Origin of the sequence: Lysinibacillus sp. FSL K6-0232 (assembly GCF_038008325.1) — a bacterium.
Classification (GTDB): domain Bacteria; phylum Bacillota; class Bacilli; order Bacillales_A; family Planococcaceae; genus Lysinibacillus.
Window position 1 is genome coordinate 2,944,948 of sequence record NZ_JBBOYW010000001.1, and the last position, 20,757, is coordinate 2,965,704.

Consider the following 20,757-nt stretch of genomic DNA (forward strand, 5'->3'; position numbering starts at 1 on the left):
TTATTTTAAGGCATCTTTTATTTATTAAATATACATCAGAAGCAGAATAAGCCCAGGGATAGCTATTATAACCCAAGCAATTGATAAGTAATGTCTTTTTTCCTCTCTACCATAGTGATAATCTATAAAAATAGAGCTAATCACAGTAATGATAAGGTAGCTACCAATTACTGCTGTATAGAGAAACCAATTGGTTAGTAGCATCATTATTGGCATGACTGTATTACAAATCTTAATTATTCGTGTAGCGCGTTGATGTGCGGTATTCGCATAGCCCTTTGGTATATTAAATTTTTTCCTTACCAATTTTTCAATTAACCATGTGCCCAACAGCAAAACAATAAGAAATGTAAAAAGATTGCCCATCGTGAATTCCTTTTTATTTTCATCAATATGGACTAAAAATGTAGCTATCATCTCTGGATCATTGACAAGATAGACGGATTGATGTGTGTAATCCTTTAGCAGTAATTGTTGATCGTTAACCATAATTTTTAACTTGACAGCCTGCCCACTCTCAAAGGCTACCCATATATCCATCGTATTAAAGCCAAATAAATCATACTCCTGTACCTGTGTGGCAGTAGCCTGTTGTAATAATTGCTGTAATACCTCCGTATCTGCGGTAGTTTTAAAAATATCCTGCCCTATTACCCAACCTGGTCTGCCAGCTTGAAATGATGTTTCTTTTCCATTTTGAGCTACTGTATACATTGTAATCTCGTGTTGCTGTGCCAATTCAATAACGGAAGCCTGTTGACCATTATCGGTCTGCTTAAACGGCTCTGTTATGATTAACAAGAAGAACAGCACAATTGCCCCAGCCATAATAATTGGATATTGCCAATTCTTTGTTGATTGCTTGTTTTGTCGAGCCTGCTCCAAAATATCCTTTTGTAAAGCTTTTGAAAATCTTGGTGCTTCGCCAAGCTCCTTATCTAACTTATTTTTAAAAGCTGTCATCCTCTAACACCTCCCATTCATGCTCATCTAGTAGCTCATATAGCATTTTTCTTGCTCGATGCAATCTTGTTTTCACCGTATTTTCTGTGCTTCTAAGAATATCTGCAATTTCTCGAATTTTTAATTCCTGATAATAATAAAGAATGACCACTTCTCTGTATAAAATAGGAATCTGAAATAATACGTTTGTCAATGTTTTACGCTCATCTATTTCCACTAACGCTTTCTCTGGTGTGCGTTTACTTACACCAATATGGAATTTTTCCAATAAGAGATGTCGTTTATTTTTCCAGCTTCGAAGATAATCATGACTTTTATGTACAGTAATTTTCACTAAGTATGTTTTTAAGGATGCTCTTTGTTCAAAACGTTCTTGCTGATGATAATAGGCAAGAAATACATCCTGCACAATTTCCTCAGCCATCGCCCAATCCCTTACATATAGATAGGCAACACGCAAACAATATTCCCCATGTTCCTCCATAACGGCTGCTAAATGCTCACTCACCCAAACACCTCCTGTTCACTCTATAGTCGTAGTTACTTAATAGCTGGTTTCATAAAAACAAAAAATAATTACTTTTAGTACAGTAAGTTTATTGAAATCAACAAACATAATATCGCAAAAGCTTCACACACTAAAAAAAGTTTCTATACGGTGAGCATATTTTTCCCTTATCTCTTGAAGTACAAGTAAAAAAACTGGTATAGTGAGATTGTTTGTCTGACGTCTGACTAATAAAATACTCTAACTATTCAATAATTGAAATTGGCGTATGTTATGAGTGATAGTTATGAATTCGAGCACTCACAATTATTATCTATACTGATGGAGGAACTTATGAGGTACTTAATATCCTTTTGTGGATTACTACTCGTTTTTGCTTTAGCGCTGTTAGTAAGTAAAAACAAAAAAGAAATAAAATACAAAAATATCGTACTGATGTTAGTGATTCAATTTCTCTTGGCAACTCTACTTCTCAATACAACAATTGGCTATGTGCTAATTAAAGCCATTACAAATGTCTTTGACCATTTATTATCATACGCAAATGCGGGCATTTCATTTGTTTTTGGAGGTTTAGCAAACCAAGGAGAGTCACCTTTCTTTCTCACTGTCCTATTACCGATTGTCTTTATATCTGCGTTGATCGGGATTTTGCAGCATTTTAAAATTTTGCCGTTCTTTATGACATGGGTTGGCTTCTTACTGAGTAAGATTAATGGCATGGGGAAATTGGAATCCTACAATGCTGTTGCCTCTGCAATGGTCGGTCAGTCTGAAGTTTTTATTACAGTGAAAAAGCAATTAGATAAGCTTAGCCCACAGCGTATGTATACATTATGTGCATCAGCGATGTCAACGGTCTCTATGTCTGTTGTTGGCGCCTATATGACAATGATTGAGCCAAAATATGTTGTCACAGCTATTGTCTTAAACTTATTTGGTGGATTTATTATTGTTTCCATTATTAATCCATATAAGGTTGAAGAAAATGAGGATATTTTAACAATTGAGGATGAGCAGAAGCAAGCTTTCTTCCAAATGCTTGGAGAATATATTATGGATGGCTTTAAAGTCGCCATTATTGTTGGTGCTATGCTTATCGGTTTTGTCGCCTTAATGGATGGCATTAATTCCTTATTCGATATAGTAATTGGTGTGTCTTTCCAAGAAATATTAGGCTATATCTTTGCACCCATCGCTTTCTTAATGGGTGTGCCATGGGCAGATGCGATTACTGCTGGCGGCATTATGGCAACGAAATTAGTGACAAATGAATTTGTCGCGATGATTAGCCTTGGAGAGATCACTGATTCCTTGAGTGAGCGTACATTGGGCATTATTTCTGTCTTTCTTGTATCCTTTGCAAACTTTTCATCTATCGGCATTATCGCTGGAGCCGTAAAGGGCTTGAATGAAAGGCAAGGAAATATCGTTGCTCGCTTTGGCTTAAAATTACTCTACGGCGCAACACTTGTCAGTATCTTAACAGCTATTGTTGTTGGTTTAATTATTTAAGTTACATCTCAATACTATAAAACATGTCCACCACCTAATTCATGTTGGGTGGTGGACATGTTATTTTTATTTCACAACAATATTAACAAGCTTGCCTGGAATCACGATAATTTTTACTAAGTTTTTCCCTGCCATATATTCCTGTACCTTACTATCAGCAAGTGCTACTTCTTCGATATCTTCTTTTGAAGCATCCTTCGCAACAACGATTTTCGCACGTACTTTACCCGCTACTTGAACAGCGATTTCCACTTCATCATCTACCAATTTCGCCTCATCATATGTTGGCCATTGCTCATACGTAAGCGTTGTTTCATGACCAAGTAGCTGCCATAGCTCCTCTGCAATATGTGGTGCGATTGGTGCTAGCATTTTCACAAAGCCTTCTGCATAAGCTGTTGGGATAACCTCTGCTTTATAGCAATCATTAATAAATACCATCATTTGTGAAATCGCTGTATTAAAGCGGATGCCCTCATAATCCTCTGTTACCTTTTTCACTGTTTGGTGATATGATTTTTCAAGTGTTTGATCGTTAGATGCTTGAATTTTTGCTGACAGTGCACCTGTTTCTTCATTAACAAATAAACGCCAAATACGATCTAAGAAGCGACGTGCTCCATCTAAGCCATTTGTAGACCATGCAACAGATGCCTCTAACGGGCCCATAAACATTTCATATAAACGTAATGTATCCGCACCATGTGATGCAATAATCTCATCTGGATTCACAACATTGCCTTTAGATTTAGACATTTTTTCATTGCCCTCACCAAGAATCATTCCTTGGTTAAATAATTTTTGGAATGGCTCTTTTGTATGAACAACCCCTAAGTCGTATAACACTTTATGCCAGAAGCGTGCATATAGTAAATGCAGTACCGCGTGCTCTGCTCCACCAATATAAATATCCACAGGCAGCCAGCGTTTGAGTAGCTCTGGGTCTGCAATGGCTTCTGTGTTTGTTGGGTCGATATAGCGTAGGAAGTACCAGCTTGAGCCCGCCCATTGTGGCATTGTATTTGTTTCACGGCGTCCTTTTTTACCTGTTTCAGGGTCTACAACATTTACCCAATCTGTAATATTCGCTAATGGTGACTCACCTGTACCTGATGGACGAATATTATCTGTTTTTGGCAGCATTAATGGTAATTCTGATTCTGGTACTGGCGTTGTTGTGCCATCCTCCCAATGAATCATTGGAATTGGCTCACCCCAATAACGTTGGCGAGAGAATAGCCAGTCGCGTAGACGATAAGAAATTTTCTTCTCTCCTACGCCTTTGTCCTCTAACCATTCAATTGCCTTTGCAATACCATCTGCTTTGTTTAAGCCATTGAGGAAGTCTGAGTTAATATGTGAACCATCACCTGTAAATGCTTCTTGGCTAATATCGCCGCCCTCAAGCACAGGAATAATCTCTAAGCCAAATGCTGTCGCAAACTCATAGTCGCGCTCATCATGTGCAGGAACCGCCATAATCGCACCTGTACCATAAGACACTAATACATAGTCAGCGATCCAAATCGGCACTTTTTTGCCATTAATCGGATTGATGGCATAAGCACCTGTAAATACGCCTGTTTTCTCTTTTGCTAAATCTGTACGCTCTAAATCTGATTTCATTTTGACATTTTCTAAATAAGCCTCAACCGCTTGACGTTGCTCAGCCGTTGTAATTTGCTCTACCAATTTATGTTCAGGTGCAAGCACACAATATGTAGCGCCGAATAATGTATCAGGACGAGTTGTAAATACTGTAAAGCTGTCATCTGTGCCATCAATAGTAAATGTTACTTCTGCCCCTTCTGAACGGCCAATCCAGTTGCGCTGCATATCTTTAATAGACTCTGGCCAATCAACATCCTCTAAGTCATCGATTAAACGATCCGCATAAGCTGTAATTTTTAACATCCATTGCTTCATTGGTCGACGCTCTACTGGATGCCCACCACGCTCTGATTTTCCATCGATAACTTCCTCATTTGCTAATACTGTACCAAGTGCTGGACACCAGTTAACAGCTACTTCATCAATATAGGCTAAGCCTTTTTTATAAAGCTGAATAAAAATCCATTGCGTCCATTTATAATAGCTAGGGTCCGTTGTATTAATTTCACGATCCCAGTCATAGCTAAAGCCTAGCTCTTGAATTTGGCGCTTAAATGTTGCAATATTTTTTGCTGTAAATTCTGCTGGATCATTGCCTGTATCAAGCGCATATTGCTCAGCTGGTAAGCCAAATGCATCCCACCCCATTGGATGTAATACATTATAGCCCTGCATACGTTTAAAGCGAGAAAGAATATCTGTTGCCGTATAGCCTTCTGGATGTCCTACATGTAGACCTGCACCTGATGGATATGGAAACATATCTAATGCATAAAATTTAGGCTTCTCAACATCATTCTCCGTTTTAAATGTGTTGTGGTCAGCCCAATATTTTTGCCATTTTCTCTCAATTTTTTGGTGATTAAAACTCATTCTTTTTCCTCCTTAACATACGGTTCATCATTAGAATTGACAAAATATTTAAAAAATAAAAAAACTCGCCCCTTTCTTATATAAAAGGGACGAGAGAACTGCACTCCCGCGGTACCACCCAAATTAGTGATTACACTCGGCTCAAACTTCTTTAACGCAGAAGAAAACGGCACATGTTTTCACATGGGCAGACTCAGAAGGCGAGTTCAATTTGCTTTCCTACTAGCTTTCACCAACCGCTAGCTCTCTAAAAAGAACAACAAACCTACTATTCCTCATCACTGTCTTTACATCATATTGCATTTATTCTAATAGAAAGTATAAAAAAGCACAAGCCTTTGTTGATTAGCTACCTGCTACTGTGCAGTAATTGCTTCTTTTTCTGTCGTTTTTGATAAATCAGCGCACTCACGAAACGCAAAATGTTGGCAACCTTTACATTGCTGTCTATCCAAATATGTTAAAGCTTTTGTAATCACTTCACCTGTATGTTGATAAAAATGCTGCGCTCCAATTTTATCATAAATACCTGTACGCAGCAGAGCTAGCTGTAATTCTTCTTGCACACCTGTTACAAAAATCGTACCACCCTGTGCTATAAAGTTATCAACAATATTACTTAAATATGCTTCGCCAGTGGAATCCATAAAGGGCACTTTCCCCATGCGTAAAATTAATACTTTCGATTGTTGCTGAAGGGAGCTTTTAATGGTTTCTTCAAACATTTGTGCTGCTCCAAAGAACAATGGTCCCTCAATCGTGTATATTTTAATTTGTGGACAATCGTGCTGCTGGTGGACAACATGTGGGCGTACCTTTGCGCTTTTGTCCGTATGATCTGGCAGCACCTTTGTCACAACAAGCTTTTCACTCATGCGCTTAGCAAATAGTAGTACAGCTAAAACAAGTCCTACCTCGACGGCTAATGTAAGGCTTGTAAACACTGTTAATAAAAATGTAATCAGTAGAACAAGCGAATCTCCTGACTTTAATTTTACAATATGGGCAAAGTGATGACGTTCGCTCATATTCCAAGCGACAATCATCAATACAGGCGCCATGCTTGCCAGTGGGATATGAGAGGCATATGGTGCTAAAACAAGTAATGTGACTAGCACAAAAACACCATGAATAATGCCTGACATTGGTGAAGCTGCACCTGTTTTAATATTTGTCGCTGTACGTGCAATTGCACCAGTTGCTGGAATTCCCCCAAACAATGGTGTCACAATATTAGCAATTCCTTGTCCAACTAACTCACGATTACTATTATGCTTACTATTTGTCATCCCATCCGCTACAACCGCAGATAATAGCGATTCAATACCGCCAAGCATTGCAATGACAAATGCAGGTCCAATTAGCTGCTGTACTCGCTCCCACGTAATATGTGGTAGAGCAAAGCTAGGCAATGTATTGGGAATTTGACCATATGCCGTTGCAATCGTCGCTACCTGCCCTGAGAATAAGACTGTTGCTACAAGTGTTGACACAATAATCCCTGCTAATGCACCGGGAAGCTTTGGGAAAAATTTCGGTGTAATAAGAATGGTTAGTAAACAAATAGTAGCCGTTATAATGCTATATATATTGGTAGTGCCAATATGCTTGATAATCTCTTGAATATTATTTAGCAAATACTCATGCCGTGTAATATTACTTAATCCTAAAAAGTTTGCAATTTGCCCTGCAAAAATAATAACAGCTATACCTGCTGTAAAACCAACCGTTACAGGCCGAGGAATAAATTTAATTAAGGTTCCTAGCTTAAAAATACCCATTAAGCACAGCAAAATTCCTGCCATTAACCCAGCAAGCAATAAATCTTCATAGCCATAGGTAAGAACAATGCCTAATAAAATCGGTACAAATGCCCCTGTTGGCCCACCAATTTGATATTTGGAACCACCAAACAGCGAAATAAGAATACCTGCAATACAAGCAGTATAAATACCATATTCAGGCTTCACACCTGATGCGATGGCAAAAGACATCGCAAGTGGAATAGCGACAATACCGACAATAATTCCTGATAACAAGTCCTTCTTTACATGATGAATGGAATACCCTTCAAAGCGCCCTGTAAACAGTGACTTCATATATAACTCTTCCCTTCGACATAATAAGCAAAGCATCGTTTTTTCATATAAACGGTTTACATATTTTCCTCATCACTATCATTACTTGTCATTTCTTCTAATCTTGTAATGGTATTAATTAAATGGTTATTAAAAATATCCTTTGCTACGCCAAGTAGTTCACCGATCATGGGGTCACTTAAAGAATAGTAAACTTTTTTACCTTCTTTGACGCCATAAACAATATTTTTTGCACGCAAGACACTTAGTTGCTGAGATACAGCAGAGCCTTCCTTTTCCAAACAATCTTGAATTTCATTGACACTTTTTTGACCATCTACAAGCAGCTCTAATATTCTTATTCGTAATGGATGTGCTAGTGCCTTAAAAAAATCTGCCTTAAACTGTTGTAAGCCCTCTTCCACCAAAACCCCTCCATATAACTACATATTCAAACATTTGAATATGTATGATTGTACACTCGTTCCCATTTATTTTCAATAATAAAAAATAAGCAAAAAATGCGCATTTAAACGCTATTTTTTGCTTACTTTATTAATCTGTTATTATTTTTTCCTTTTTTAAAGGGTAATCATAAATAAGACACGGAATAATGGCAAATAACACAATGACTACTAATGTTAAAACAAGTGGAATCATACCAAATTGGTCTACCATAATACCACCAAATAACGGTCCAATCATGCGACCTACCGTTGTCGCACTATTTATAATTCCTTGATAGAAGCCTTGCCGTCCCTTTGGTGCAAGCTGATTGGCAATTGTGGGCAATGCTGGTGTATAAAACATTTCGCCAAATGTTAATACAACCATAGCTGCACCAAACATTTTAAAATCATTGGCAAAGGCAATAATGCCAAAGGATACAGCAATAAGAGTTATACCAAATACAAGCTGACGCTTTATATGATGCTCCCAACGCTTTACAAGTGGTGCAATAAGCGGTTGCCCTATAACAATTAACAGCCCATTAATCGTCCATAGTAAGCTATATTGCTTTAAACCTAACCCTAAATCCTGTGTATAGGATGAAATCGTGGCACTCCATTGCGAATAAGCTAGCCAGCATAAAACAGAGGATGCACTAATAATTAATAACGCATAGAACGGTGCTTTATTAATTATTCGTTTACTTTCACTCACAACATTTTTAGGGGCAATACTGCCTGCCTCTAAACGTTTAAATGTCATTAGTGCAATAGCAAAGAATAATATATACATCGCTAAATTCACTTTAAAAACATAGTCAAATTGATAATCCGCCACAATTCCTGCCAATGCAGGCCCTACTGCAACCCCAACATTTTGAGCCAAGTAGATAGCATTAAATGCCTTACGCCCTCCTTCTGGCCATGCAGTACCTGCTAATGCAAACATTGCTGGGAATACAATGCCTCCGCTAAAGCCAAGTATTGTTAAAAACCATATATAATGTGGCCAACCGTGCCAAATTGTTAAGCCAATTAAAGAGGCAATTGTTAAAAGTATGCCAAGCATAATAGATTTATAGCCGCCAATTCTATCAAATAAATAGCCACCTAATAGATTGCCCAATACACCAGCAGCCGAATTTAGCATTAAAATAAAGCCTGCCATTGCAAGGGATTTCCCTAAATAATCGTGTATATAAATGGCATTTAAAGGCCATAAAAATGAGTTGCCCGTTGTGTTCACAAGCATTCCAATTATTAAAAACCAAACACTCTTTGGCATAAAATGACCTCCATTATTTCGCTTCTCTAAATAGTTAGTTTATGCTGAAATAGTTAAAAGTACAAGAAAAATAAATTTGCCTTTTTTACAAGCATTTAATAGAAGTCTTTAGTATTGTAACCTTTCCTCATGACGGAACGACAAGCACATGATAGAATAAAGCACTAGAGGAGTGAGCTACATGACAGAAATCAATTTTCCTTTTCCTTCTGAGGGGAAAAGATACTATACATGGAATCGTTACTTGCGCGACCAATTTGGTCACAAAGTATTTAAAGTTGCATTAGATGCAGGCTTTGATTGTCCAAATCGTGACGGCACAGTTGCTTTTGGTGGTTGTACATTTTGCAGTGCAGCAGGCTCTGGTGATTTTGCAGGCAACAAAGTTGATCCAATTGATGTGCAATTTGCTGAAATTCGAGATAAAATGCATCAGAAATGGAAGGACGGCAAATATATGGCGTACTTTCAAGCCTATACAAATACACATGCCCCGCTACCTGTGTTAAAGGAGAAATTTGAGGCGGCTTTAGCACAAGAGGGTGTTGTTGGATTGTCCATTGCTACTCGTCCTGACTGTTTACCTGATGATGTTGTTGAATATTTAGCGGAATTAAACGAGCGCACATATTTATGGATTGAGCTTGGTCTTCAAACAGTCCATGAAAAAACAGCGAACCTTATTAATCGTGCACATGATTATGCAACCTATGTAGAAGGTGTTGACAAGCTGCGGAAGCATGGGATTCGTGTTTGCTCCCATATTATTAATGGTCTGCCTCTTGAAGATTATGACATGATGATGGAAACAGCGCGAGCAGTAGCTAAGCTAGATGTTCAAGGCATTAAAATCCATTTACTGCATTTATTAAAAGGCACACCAATGGTGAAACAATATGAAAAAGGCATGCTAGAATTTTTAGATCAGGATGTTTATACAAAGCTTGTAGCTGATCAATTAGAAATCCTGCCGCCTGATATGGTGATTCACCGTATTACAGGAGATGGACCGATTGATTTGATGATTGGACCGATGTGGAGCGTTAATAAGTGGGAAGTATTAAATGGCATTGATGCCGAGCTGGAACGCCGTGGTAGTTTTCAAGGAAAATTTTACAAAGCTGAGGTTGTGAAATGAAATTACAACGTGTTTTACAATATGCACAGCAGCTATTAATAGATAGTGTACAGGAGGGTGATACAGTTGTAGATGCCACTGCTGGCAATGGACATGATACACTGTTTTTAGCACAGCTTGTCGGAGATCATGGACAAGTTTATGCCTTCGATATTCAAAAGGAGGCAGTTGATACAACACTTCATCGCCTTTTAGACCACGGGTTAGAGCACCGTGCGCTTGTACTCAATAAAGGGCATGAGGAAGTCGCCAATTTTGTTCATAAGCCTATAGCTGCTGCTATTTTTAACCTTGGCTACTTGCCTGGTAGCAATCATCATATTATTACAAAGCCAACAACAACTATTCAAGCACTGCAAGATTTACTCAAGCTCTTAAAGGTTGGGGGCTTAATTGTACTTGTCATTTATCATGGGCATCCTGGTGGTAAAGAGGAACGAGATATGGTGATAGACTATGTTCGCCAGCTTCCACAAAAATATATTCATGTTTTAAAATATGAGTTTCTGAATCAGCAAAATGACCCACCATTTGTCATTGCTTTAGAAAAAATGAAAGATTATCCTATGCCTGAAATCGCTCAATGATTTCAGGCTTTTATTTTAGTAAATGCTATAAAAAAGCTATCTATTAGCATTGTAAACTAATAGATAGCTTTGTAGATTAACTATTTATTTTTACGTTTTTCACTATATTGAACCCAGAAATCTGCGCCTTTAATGCCTAGTTTACGAGGATCAAAGACAGGGTCTTTCCCTTCTTTTTTCTGTTTCTCATAATCTTTTAAAGCAATAATCGCTGGCTTCATGACAATTAAAATCCCGATAACATTCGTCCAAACCATTAAGCCAAGACCTACATCCCCCATAGCCCATGCTAAATCGGATGTACGGATTGTACCATAGAAAGCTGCTACTAAAATAGCAATCTTTGCAAGCCAAATACCTATTTTTTCAGCAGAGCCTGTCAATAAGTAAGCAACATTTGTTTCTGCAATATAGTAATAAGCCATAATGGTTGTAAAGGCAAAGAAGAATAATGCCACTGCTACGAATGGACCACCGAATCCTGGTAGTGCATCATCTACAGCGTATTGTGTATAAGCTGCACCCTCTTTAATCGTTTGTGCAAAGGAAATTTGTGCATCTCCTGAATACTCATCTTTACCAAACTCACCTGTGAAAATAGTTGGGTAAATTTCATATTCTTTTGCATCATGCTCCACGACAATTGCATCTGCTTTTTCATCATGGACATTGTACATCCCTGTAAATAAAATCATAAATGCTGTAGCTGAACAAACTAATAATGTATCAATATAGACAGAAGCCGCTTGTACAATCCCCTGTTTTGCAGGGTGCGATACTTCCGCAGCCGCCGCAGGGTGAGCCCCTGTACCTTGACCTGCTTCATTTGAATAAATACCACGTTTTACACCCCATGCAATAGCAGAACCAATAATCCCCCCAAAGATTTCTTGTGCACCAAATGCACTTGAGAAAATTAATCCAATAACTGCTGGAATTTCTGAAATATTCATTACAATAATAACAATTGCCATAAGTATGTAGGCAGCAGCCATAAATGGTACGATGATTTGTGCAGCGTTTGCAATTGATTTAACTCCACCAATAATAATAGCACCTAATAACACAACAATAATAACACCTGTAATCCAAGGCGCTAAACCAAAAGCATTTTCCACTGCTACTGAAATGGCGTTTGACTGTACACCAGGCATTAAGATTAACATCGCGATAACTGCTACAACCGCAAATAAAACCCCAAACCATTTTTGACCTGTCCCCTTTTCAAGATAAAAGGCTGGTCCACCGCGATATTCAGTTTCTTTTTCTTCCTTATAAATCTGTGCTAAGGTTGATTCTACGTAAGCCGTTGCTGCGCCAATAAACGCAATCGCCCACATCCAAAAAACAGCGCCGGGTCCACCCATTCCAATGGCTGTTGCCGTACCAGCAATATTACCCGTACCTACACGACCTGATAAAGCAATAGACATCGCCTGAAAGGATGAAATCCCTTTGTCTGATTTCTCTCCTCTAAACATTAAAACGAACATATCTTTAATATGTCTAACTTGTAGGAACTTGGTGATAACAGAGAAAAAAAGTCCGATCAATAAGATACCGTAAATAAACCAAGGTCCCCATAAAATACCATTCAATTTCTCAACAACAACTTCCATACTACTCCCCCAATTCAAATAATATTGTTTTGAATTATTATAGTATTACACTTTTCTGAAAATTGCAATATTATTCTCGAGTAACAATATTTAAGTAAGTATAGTAATAATAAGTATAGTAATAAATGGAGATTTGAAAATTACTCAATAATATAGCCAATTCTTCGAAGTCCGTTGTTAAGAAAATCACGAATATACATAAAAATTTCATCGCGCTCTACTTCATGAAATAAATTATGATAACAATTTTCCCATTCTTTAAACTGAAACTCTGAAAACTCTTGTTGATGAAGCCAATTGCGCGTTTGTCGCGTTTCCGTAATGACATCCCTTTCTCCCGTCATCATTAGAATAGGCATATTTGGGAACTCACCCTTTGGCATAAACACTAAATTCCGCATCATTTGCTGTAGCTCACGATACCATTTCACCGATACAACAGATACAAATGGTCGATCATCCTTCATTTCCTCTCTTCCTTCAACACTGCGCGTTAATTTTTCAAATGTAATTGGATGTGTTACCTTTATATTACCTGTTAAGGTACTTAAGCTTGTTAAAGTATTTGTTAGCTTTCCCGGTAGTAATTTTAATTGCAGCCAAGGCGATGTTAAAATAATACCTGCACATTCATACTGCTTTTTATGCATTGTATGAAGAATTAATGTTGCTCCAAGTCCATGCCCAATTAAAAAGGTCGGTAAATTATATGAAAAAGCATTCTCAATCAAATTTCTTGTATACTTATTGTACAATTTAAACTCTTCATCATGGACACGACCAAATCCTGTATTTACCCCATGATTAGGCAAATCTCCCATGACTATGTGGAAGCCTTCCATTCTTAGTTTCTCTATAAGCCATGCATACCATCGGTGATTTTCATAAGCACCATGAAGAATAGCAATCACAGCCTTTGCTTGTCCATCAGCTTCCCATTTCCACATTCACATAGTCCTCCTAAAAAATAATTACACAATGATTATATCGACATCCATAGCACATTTTAATTTTATATTTTCATAAAGATGCGTATTTGATACGATAATACTACATCATAGAAAGAAAAGAGGCGATTTTCATGATTTATCCATTTAAAGATAAAATGCCAAAGATTGATCCATCTGTTTTTATTGCTGATTACGCAACAGTTACTGGTGATGTAACCATTGGTGCTGAAACAACTATTTGGTTTAATACAGTTATTCGAGGCGATGTATCTCCTACCATTATTGGCAAACGTGTAAGCATTCAAGACCTATGCTGTCTGCACCAAAGTCCAAAGTATCCATTAATTATTGAGGACGAGGTAACAGTAGGTCATCAAGTGACTTTACATAGCTGTACAATTCGAAAAAATGCCTTGATTGGCATGGGCTCTATTATATTAGACGGGGCAGAGATTGGAGAGGGTGCATTTATCGGAGCTGGAAGCCTAGTACCTCCTGGTAAAGTCATTCCCCCAAATAGCTTAGCATTAGGTCGTCCAGCAAAAGTTGTACGCGAATTAAATGCTGAGGATAAAGAAGATATGGAACGCATCGTACGCGAATATGCCGAAAAAGGCCAGTATTATAAATCGCTTCAAAAATAGACTATTAAAAAAATAGCTCAGCTATTAAAAGCTGGGATACAGTGAGTTTAATCCTTAAAAAGCGCGAGAAATCAATGGTTACATTGATTTCTTGCGCTTCTTTCAGCTATCCCAGCTTTTCTATCACATAGTATATCATTATAATATTTAAATCACTTTATCGCTTTAGCTCAATAGTTTAACAAGAAGAGCTTGTGCGAGGAATCCTTGATAGCACGAAAGCTTTTATCTTTGTTTAAACTTCTACTAAAAAGCGGAAGCACAGGTATTGATCATGATAGAATTCTGCTATATTTGCTGCTGCACGTTCGATTCAAAAGTATTGATCAAATTAAGATAAACGTGCTTTTTCTCGTAATGCATCTGCTTTGTCTGTTTGCTCCCATGGTACATCTAAATCTGTACGGCCAAAGTGACCATATGCTGCAGTTTGTTTGTAAATTGGACGACGAAGGTCAAGCATTTTAATAATACCTGCTGGACGTAGATCAAATAGCTCACGCACCCATTCAACAATATAGCTTTCCTTCACCTTTCCTGTACCAAATGTATCGACAGCAATAGAAACAGGCTGAGCAACACCAATTGCATAAGCAAGCTGTACTTCAGCACGCTCTGCTAATCCTGCTGCTACAATATTTTTTGCTACATAGCGAGCTGCATAGGCTGCTGAACGATCTACCTTTGTTGCATCTTTCCCAGAGAATGCACCACCACCATGACGTGCATAGCCACCGTATGTATCTACGATGATTTTACGTCCTGTTAAGCCAGCATCTCCCTTAGGTCCACCAATCACGAAACGACCAGTTGGGTTGATGAAATATTTTGTGTTCGCATCTAATAATTCACTTGGTACAACTGGTGCAATCACAAATTCTTTTAAATCTGCTTGAATTTGCTCTAATGTTACCTCTTCATCATGCTGTGTTGAAATAACAATTGTATCAACTCGTACAGGTATATTATGCTCATCGTACTCTACTGTTACTTGTGTTTTACCATCAGGACGTAAATAAGCAAGCTCACCTGATTTACGCACTGCTGTTAAACGGCGTGCTAATTTATGAGCTAGGCTAATTGGTAATGGCATTAGCTCGGGTGTTTCATTACATGCATAACCAAACATTAAGCCTTGGTCACCTGCTCCGATTGCTTCAATATCGGCATCTGTCATCGAGCCTTCACGTGCCTCTAAAGCTTGGTCAACACCTTGTGCAATATCAGGTGATTGTTCACCAATTGCTACAAGCACCGCTAAATTTTCAGCATCAAAGCCATATTTACCACGTGTATAGCCAATTTCCGCTACAGTATCACGAACAATACCTTTAATATCAACATACGTAGAGGTTGTAATTTCTCCTGCTACTAATACTAAGCCTGTTGTAACGGTTGTTTCACATGCTACACGTGCATTTGGGTCTTCTGTCAAAATGGCATCTAAAATAGCATCCGAGATTTGGTCGCAAATTTTATCGGGATGCCCCTCTGTCACACTTTCTGATGTAAACAGTCGACGGTTTGTCATTTGGTTTTCCTCCTATTACTCTTACGAAAAGTAGTTGTGTATGAATACGGTACTCATTACCCATGTCAAGCCCGCTCTTAAGGATCGAACTCCAAGCCGTTGTTGTGTTGTTTTTATCGAAAACAGCTACTGCTTTTAACACGAGGATTTTGAAAGATCCGTCATTATAATAAGGAAAGAACTATATACATTGCTCTTTACATTGATTTTTAACAATAAAAAAAATCCTTTTCTCACGTTGTTTTACATGAGGAAAGGACTAATGACTTCGTAACCTTTCACTCTTATCGTTCAAGGGAATGTCCCTTGCATCAGGTTGGCACCAACGCATGTCGTGAAATGTTTCATGCAGGTTGCCGGGTTTCACAGGGCCTGACCCTCCACCAGCTCGGGATAAGAGTATCCGTTCAATAACCCATGTTACTGAAAAGGTTGACTATTGTCAAATATTTTCTAATCCTTGACGATTGTTTCACATTTTTGACGCAATAGCACTTCAAAAAATACAGTACAACAAGAATATTATTATTGTAAAACCTTTTATACATGGATGATGATGTAAATAAAAGCAAATTCATCCCTACAACATCCCATGCTTGTTGTGGTAACATATGTGTGACGCTATTTTCAAGCGCATTTGTAGTAGGATTGAAGGGATTCTACTCGAAAAACGTTATTTTTTGTCAGTTTGTTGAAAAATAATAAAAACTCGAAAATAATTTCTTAATTAGTATAGATTATTTAAGTAATTGTGTTATACTATTTTTGAAATTAAGAAAAAATCCCTCAGAATCAAGGGAATATTATAAAAAAGGATGGTATTTAATCGATGAATTCAGTAGAAATTACAAACGAACTGAAGGAATTATTAAACGGCGGAAATGTTCAAGTTCAACTTTCAGTACCACAGTTAGCAGAAAAAGCTACAGCTCGTGGTGAAGCAGTATTAACAGTAGATGGCGCAGTTCGTGCAGAAACTGGCAAATACACTGGTCGTTCACCTAAAGATAAATATACAGTAGAAGAAGAAAGCATAAAAGATCAAATTGACTGGGGAAAAGTCAATCAACCGATTTCTTCTGAAGTGTTCGATAACTTATATATTAAAGTTATAAAATATTTAAAAGAACGTGACGAATTATTTGTATTCAAAGGCTTCGCAGGTGCTGACAAAGATTCACAATTAAGTATTCAAGTTATTAATGAATATGCTTGGCACAATCTTTTCGCTCATCAATTATTTATCCGTCCAACTGAAGAAGAATTAGCTTCTCATGTTGCAGAGTTCACTGTTATCTCAGCTCCTAACTTTAAAGCAGACCCTGCCGTTGATGGTACAGCTTCAGAAACATTTATTATCGTATCACTTGAAAAGAAAGTGATTTTAATTGGTGGTACTGAATATGCTGGTGAGATGAAAAAATCTATTTTCGGTATTATGAACTACTTATTACCACAACAAGGCATCCTTTCTATGCATTGCTCAGCGAATGTTGGAGAAGCTGGTGATGTAGCATTATTCTTCGGTCTATCTGGTACTGGTAAAACAACATTATCTGCTGATCCAGAACGCAAATTAATCGGTGACGATGAGCATGGCTGGTCTGATAATGGTGTCTTCAACATTGAAGGTGGTTGCTATGCGAAAACAATCAATCTTTCTGCTGAAAAAGAACCAGAAATCTACAATGCCATTCGTTTCGGCTCAGTGTTAGAAAATGTAGTTGTTGATCCAGAAACACGTATTTGTGACTACGATGATGGTTCATTAACAGAAAATACACGTGTAGCTTATCCAATCCAATACATTGATAATATTGTTGACCCATCTGTTGCAGGTCATCCAAAAACAATTATTTTCTTAACAGCAGATGCATTTGGTGTTTTACCACCAATCAGTAAATTAACAAAAGAACAAGCAATGTACCACTTCTTAAGCGGCTTCACATCAAAGCTTGCAGGTACAGAGCGTGGTGTAACAGAGCCAGAACCAGTATTTTCTACTTGCTTCGGTTCACCATTCCTTCCACTTCCAGCAACTGTGTATGCTGAAATGTTAGGAGAAAAAATTGATAAGCACGGTGCACAAGTATACCTTGTAAACACAGGCTGGACTGGTGGCGAATATGGCACTGGTAGCCGTATGAAACTTTCTTATACACGTGCAATGGTACGTGCTGCCATTGATGGTAAATTAGTAGATGTTGAAACAACGCAAGATGCTGTGTTTGGTTTACATATCCCAACAGCTATTGAAGGTGTTCCATCAAACGTATTAAATCCACGTGAAGCTTGGGCAGATCAAGCTGCATATGATGCAAAAGCTGCTGAACTTGCAGGTCTATTCAATGAAAACTTCAAGAAATTCTCAAATGTTTCTGAAGCAATCACAAAACTTGGTGGCCCATTACAATAATCAATAGACTACAGATAAAGAGGCTATCTGGAATGGTGTTACCTTTCCAGATAGCCTCTTTTTTAATACTAAGTATTTGTTAAAAACCTGTGTTCCTGCGGTGGTTACAAAGGGGGCGTTTTCGATATAGTTTTTCAAATGCCTCTTTATTGTTGCTTCATCCATTGACATAGAGCACGAACTGTTTCTCGATTTTTGGCGGGTGGATATTGATGGGCATAATCCCGTTCATACCATGTTTCATACGTTTTATGAGCATCCTCTAAGAAAAACGCAAGCTGTCTAGCATGCTCAATATCAACATTTTCGTCACGATAGCCATGAATAATTAAAACAGGTGCTGTAATATGTGCTACCTCAAATAATGGCGTTCTAGCATCATAGGCTTCTGGTACACGATTAGGTGTGCCACCAATCACACGCTTCATCATACGGCGCATATCTGTCCGTTCCCAATAAGTAGCTGTTGCATCCGAAACACCAGCCCATGTCACAACAGAGGTAATATCTTTACGTAAGATGGCTGTCCAAAGTGCCATAATTCCTCCACGTGAAAAGCCAAAAACATGTATATGGTCATTGCAAAATTGTTTCAATACATCTACTGCATAAATAGCATCATAACGATCTGCGCCTGCAAACTCGTCTCGTCCTTCCCCACCTCGATTGCCACGGTAATACGGTGCAAAAACAATAAACCCCTGTGCTGCAAATTGGGCAATACGTGATGGTCTTACCATCCCAATGCCTTGCATGCCTCCTCTTAAATATAAAAAGCCATCATATGTACCTTCTGCCTTTGGTTCAGCCAATAACCCTTTCACACGCAAGCCCTGTGATAAATATGTAATTTCAAATAAGCGTATGGCTGGATTTGGTGAAGGATAGGCACGCTTAGCAACGATTTCACCATTGTTTGTCACGATATTTCAACTCCTCCAGCATTTTTTTCATTCCCTCATCCTTCATATGAAAGCTTAGATTTGGATGATTCATAAATTCTTCATCAGATAACCAAAGCATCCCTGATGTTTCTAAATCAAATTCAATTTGCTCTTGTCCTGCAAATTGTGCAGTAAAAACTGTTTTACAAAATAACACCTTATCATGGACAGCATATTCTGCAAACCATTGAAGATTTTTCACATGGACACCTGTTTCTTCAAATACCTCTCGAATCGCTGCTTCCTCTAATGTTTCTCCTTCTTCTACTTTCCCACCTGGCACCTCTACACCACGATGCTTATGAATGGTACAGAGCCATTTCTGTTCATGCTTTAAAAAAACAAGCACATGCTTAGGCTCTACCTCAAACTCACCTCTTGAAAAGCTTAAATCTACTTGTAGACCATGTAAATCTGTAAATGTTAGCATATCTTTTCCCTCACGTTCACGCTTCTGTGCTTCTATTTTATGGACAGTGCCGATTCCTCATTCCTGCTTTTATAATATTGGAGATAAATCAATGGCACTGCTCTCATTTATCTATACTAACTATAGTGTAACCATACAAAGATAATCAATTATTAATTCGCACATGCAAAAAGCGTGCTTCATATAGAGAAGACACGCTACAGGCTATAGATACATTCTCAAAATGTTGAGTTTGTTTACAATCTTGTTCTTTTGCAACTCATAAACCACTTCTATCTAAATACGCTCTTTTTAGATTACTTGTTGTTCATCGAAATAGACAGACGGGCTTTTTACAACACAATCAATATGAACATCTGCTGCATTTGCTCCACCAAAAGGTACATTACTGCCAAATGCTATATGAATCGTACCATATACTTTCTCGTCCTCTAGGACATTGCCACATAGAATGGCACTTTTGTTGGCTCCGATACCAAACTCCGCGATAATTCTGCCATTCCCTTCACCAAGTAGCTCAAGTAATCGTGAACCATCAGCACCAATTGCCTCTTCTAGGCGACCATTACGTATTTTTAGCAATAGCGGCTCCTTTAACACACCAATATTGGCAATCGAGCCATCTACTAAAAGCTCTCCATTTGCAGAGGTTTCTATTGGCGCAATATAAGATTCCCCAGAAGGAATATTTCCATATTCACCTGCTTGGTGAATAACGCCTGTAGAACGAATTCCGAAACGATTTTCTACACTAAATGTTAGCTCATGCCCAGCCTTCACAATACGAACATTCTTTGCCTTATCAAGTGAATGAACATATTTTTCTACTAGCTCTTCTATCTCTTGGGCATCTGCATGTAGTGCACCTTGCTCAAGCATCTGAAGTGTCACACCAGGCATTGTTGCTACACGCCCGCCATTTTCACAGGCATTTTTGCGTGCATTTGTATGTGTTAATGAGTGGGAGGTAATACAAAGTGTCACATCAGCATTCGCCATCAGTGATGAAACAGCAGGAATAGGCTCCTGTCCAGATTTTTCAAGTAGCGGCATCACCGTTAACATCGTATGCTCTGTAATTGTTCGCCCAGCGTTATAAAAGATTTTTGCAATATCCTGTTTATAAATATCTGTCAAAATTAACAGTGTTTCTGAAGATTGAACATTCAAATTGCCTTTTAAAATATTAAGTGCAATGTCTTGTAAATGCTGCATA

General features: G+C 38.0%; 18 protein-coding genes, 1 riboswitch and 1 other annotated feature. Of the genes, 5 read left to right on the plus strand and 13 right to left on the minus strand.

The features are described 5' to 3' along the window. Positions 1-24 precede the first annotated feature (24 nt). Positions 25-963, minus strand: coding sequence for a DUF4181 domain-containing protein (locus MHB42_RS14295; RefSeq protein WP_340807009.1), 939 nt, complete (start codon positions 961-963; stop codon positions 25-27). Further along, a complete protein-coding gene (locus MHB42_RS14300; protein WP_340807011.1) occupies positions 950-1,471 on the minus strand; it encodes a sigma-70 family RNA polymerase sigma factor in 522 nt (173 codons plus the stop codon). Before MHB42_RS14300 ends, MHB42_RS14295 begins: the two co-directional genes overlap by 14 nt. Positions 1,472-1,804: 333 nt before the next feature. Between MHB42_RS14300 and MHB42_RS14305 the strand changes: the two genes are divergently transcribed. Further along, positions 1,805-2,986, plus strand: coding sequence for a NupC/NupG family nucleoside CNT transporter (locus tag MHB42_RS14305; protein WP_340807012.1), 1,182 nt, complete (start codon positions 1,805-1,807; stop codon positions 2,984-2,986). Positions 2,987-3,052: 66 nt separating this feature from the next. Here MHB42_RS14305 and leuS read toward each other — a convergent pair whose 3' ends face one another. The 4 genes from leuS to MHB42_RS14325 all read right to left on the minus strand — a co-directional run bounded on the left by leuS (position 3,053) and on the right by MHB42_RS14325 (position 9,282). After that, positions 3,053-5,470 (minus strand): leucine--tRNA ligase, encoded by a 2,418-nt coding sequence (gene leuS, locus MHB42_RS14310; protein WP_340807014.1) that lies wholly within the window; start codon positions 5,468-5,470, stop codon positions 3,053-3,055. Positions 5,471-5,552: 82 nt separating this feature from the next. Beyond that, positions 5,553-5,761, minus strand: a binding site (T-box leader). Between the two features lie 65 nt (positions 5,762-5,826). Beyond that, entirely contained in the window at positions 5,827-7,569 is a 1,743-nt protein-coding gene (locus MHB42_RS14315) for a SulP family inorganic anion transporter (protein ID WP_340807016.1), read from the minus strand. Positions 7,570-7,625: 56 nt separating this feature from the next. Then, positions 7,626-7,973: an ArsR/SmtB family transcription factor gene (locus MHB42_RS14320; protein WP_340807018.1), complete on the minus strand. Its 348-nt coding sequence runs from the start codon at positions 7,971-7,973 to the stop codon at positions 7,626-7,628. A gap of 130 nt (positions 7,974-8,103) precedes the next feature. Then, entirely contained in the window at positions 8,104-9,282 is a 1,179-nt protein-coding gene (locus MHB42_RS14325) for an MDR family MFS transporter (protein ID WP_340807019.1), read from the minus strand. A gap of 181 nt (positions 9,283-9,463) precedes the next feature. Between MHB42_RS14325 and MHB42_RS14330 the strand changes: the two genes are divergently transcribed. Both MHB42_RS14330 and MHB42_RS14335 read left to right on the plus strand, forming a co-directional pair. After that, positions 9,464-10,420, plus strand: a complete 957-nt coding sequence (locus MHB42_RS14330) for a TIGR01212 family radical SAM protein (protein ID WP_340807020.1) — start codon at positions 9,464-9,466, stop codon at positions 10,418-10,420. Further along, a complete protein-coding gene (locus MHB42_RS14335; protein ID WP_340807021.1) occupies positions 10,417-11,007 on the plus strand; it encodes a class I SAM-dependent methyltransferase in 591 nt (196 codons plus the stop codon). Before MHB42_RS14330 ends, MHB42_RS14335 begins: the two co-directional genes overlap by 4 nt. An 80-nt stretch (positions 11,008-11,087) precedes the next feature. On the opposite strand, the gene MHB42_RS14340 is transcribed toward MHB42_RS14335, so the two are convergent. Together MHB42_RS14340 and MHB42_RS14345 are read right to left on the minus strand one after the other, a co-directional pair. Then, positions 11,088-12,626: an alanine/glycine:cation symporter family protein gene (locus tag MHB42_RS14340; RefSeq protein ID WP_340807023.1), complete on the minus strand. Its 1,539-nt coding sequence runs from the start codon at positions 12,624-12,626 to the stop codon at positions 11,088-11,090. Between the two features lie 140 nt (positions 12,627-12,766). Then, a complete protein-coding gene (locus tag MHB42_RS14345) occupies positions 12,767-13,573 on the minus strand; it encodes an alpha/beta hydrolase (RefSeq protein ID WP_340807024.1) in 807 nt (268 codons plus the stop codon). Between the two features lie 134 nt (positions 13,574-13,707). Here MHB42_RS14345 and MHB42_RS14350 point away from each other — a divergent pair, with 134 nt between their 5' ends. Further along, positions 13,708-14,220 (plus strand): gamma carbonic anhydrase, encoded by a 513-nt coding sequence (locus MHB42_RS14350; protein WP_205445105.1) that lies wholly within the window; start codon positions 13,708-13,710, stop codon positions 14,218-14,220. A gap of 331 nt (positions 14,221-14,551) precedes the next feature. Here the strand turns inward: MHB42_RS14350 and metK are convergent, their stop codons facing one another. Next, positions 14,552-15,751 carry a methionine adenosyltransferase gene (gene metK, locus MHB42_RS14355; RefSeq protein WP_340807027.1) on the minus strand — a complete coding sequence of 400 codons (1,200 nt, stop codon included), beginning with the start codon at positions 15,749-15,751 and terminating at the stop codon, positions 14,552-14,554. Between the two features lie 281 nt (positions 15,752-16,032). Next, a riboswitch (SAM riboswitch) is annotated at positions 16,033-16,151 on the minus strand. Positions 16,152-16,580: 429 nt separating this feature from the next. On the opposite strand from metK, the gene pckA reads away from it, so the two are divergent. After that, the gene (gene pckA / locus MHB42_RS14360) at positions 16,581-18,167 is read left to right on the plus strand and encodes a phosphoenolpyruvate carboxykinase (ATP) (protein ID WP_340807028.1); all 1,587 of its coding nucleotides are present in this window, start codon (positions 16,581-16,583) and stop codon (positions 18,165-18,167) included. Here the strand turns inward: pckA and MHB42_RS14365 are convergent, their stop codons facing one another. The 4 genes from MHB42_RS14365 to MHB42_RS14380 all read right to left on the minus strand — a co-directional run bounded on the left by MHB42_RS14365 (position 18,168) and on the right by MHB42_RS14380 (position 20,756). Then, complete coding sequence (locus tag MHB42_RS14365) at positions 18,168-18,332, minus strand: hypothetical protein (RefSeq protein WP_340807029.1); 165 nt, start codon at positions 18,330-18,332, stop codon at positions 18,168-18,170. Then, positions 18,314-19,090, minus strand: coding sequence for an alpha/beta hydrolase family protein (locus MHB42_RS14370; RefSeq protein WP_340807031.1), 777 nt, complete (start codon positions 19,088-19,090; stop codon positions 18,314-18,316). Before MHB42_RS14370 ends, MHB42_RS14365 begins: the two co-directional genes overlap by 19 nt. Beyond that, positions 19,074-19,541, minus strand: a complete 468-nt coding sequence (locus tag MHB42_RS14375; RefSeq protein ID WP_340807032.1) for an NUDIX domain-containing protein — start codon at positions 19,539-19,541, stop codon at positions 19,074-19,076. Before MHB42_RS14375 ends, MHB42_RS14370 begins: the two co-directional genes overlap by 17 nt. Positions 19,542-19,832: 291 nt before the next feature. Beyond that, positions 19,833-20,756, minus strand: a complete 924-nt coding sequence (locus MHB42_RS14380) for an aminopeptidase (RefSeq protein WP_340807034.1) — start codon at positions 20,754-20,756, stop codon at positions 19,833-19,835. Between the last annotated feature and the right edge of the window lies 1 nt (position 20,757).

Coding starts and splice junctions, on each gene's coding strand:
- MHB42_RS14295 (WP_340807009.1), bottom strand. CDS start 963: ATGACAGCTTTTAAAAATAAGTTAGATAAGGAGCTTGGCGAAGCACCA.
- MHB42_RS14305 (WP_340807012.1), top strand. CDS start 1,805: ATGAGGTACTTAATATCCTTTTGTGGATTACTACTCGTTTTTGCTTTA.
- leuS (WP_340807014.1), bottom strand. CDS start 5,470: ATGAGTTTTAATCACCAAAAAATTGAGAGAAAATGGCAAAAATATTGG.
- MHB42_RS14315 (WP_340807016.1), bottom strand. CDS start 7,569: ATGAAGTCACTGTTTACAGGGCGCTTTGAAGGGTATTCCATTCATCAT.
- MHB42_RS14325 (WP_340807019.1), bottom strand. CDS start 9,282: ATGCCAAAGAGTGTTTGGTTTTTAATAATTGGAATGCTTGTGAACACA.
- MHB42_RS14330 (WP_340807020.1), top strand. CDS start 9,464: ATGACAGAAATCAATTTTCCTTTTCCTTCTGAGGGGAAAAGATACTAT.
- MHB42_RS14335 (WP_340807021.1), top strand. CDS start 10,417: ATGAAATTACAACGTGTTTTACAATATGCACAGCAGCTATTAATAGAT.
- MHB42_RS14340 (WP_340807023.1), bottom strand. CDS start 12,626: ATGGAAGTTGTTGTTGAGAAATTGAATGGTATTTTATGGGGACCTTGG.
- MHB42_RS14345 (WP_340807024.1), bottom strand. CDS start 13,573: ATGTGGAAATGGGAAGCTGATGGACAAGCAAAGGCTGTGATTGCTATT.
- MHB42_RS14350 (WP_205445105.1), top strand. CDS start 13,708: ATGATTTATCCATTTAAAGATAAAATGCCAAAGATTGATCCATCTGTT.
- metK (WP_340807027.1), bottom strand. CDS start 15,751: ATGACAAACCGTCGACTGTTTACATCAGAAAGTGTGACAGAGGGGCAT.
- pckA (WP_340807028.1), top strand. CDS start 16,581: ATGAATTCAGTAGAAATTACAAACGAACTGAAGGAATTATTAAACGGC.
- MHB42_RS14365 (WP_340807029.1), bottom strand. CDS start 18,332: ATGGATGAAGCAACAATAAAGAGGCATTTGAAAAACTATATCGAAAAC.
- MHB42_RS14375 (WP_340807032.1), bottom strand. CDS start 19,541: ATGCTAACATTTACAGATTTACATGGTCTACAAGTAGATTTAAGCTTT.
- MHB42_RS14380 (WP_340807034.1), bottom strand. CDS start 20,756: ATGCAGCATTTACAAGACATTGCACTTAATATTTTAAAAGGCAATTTG.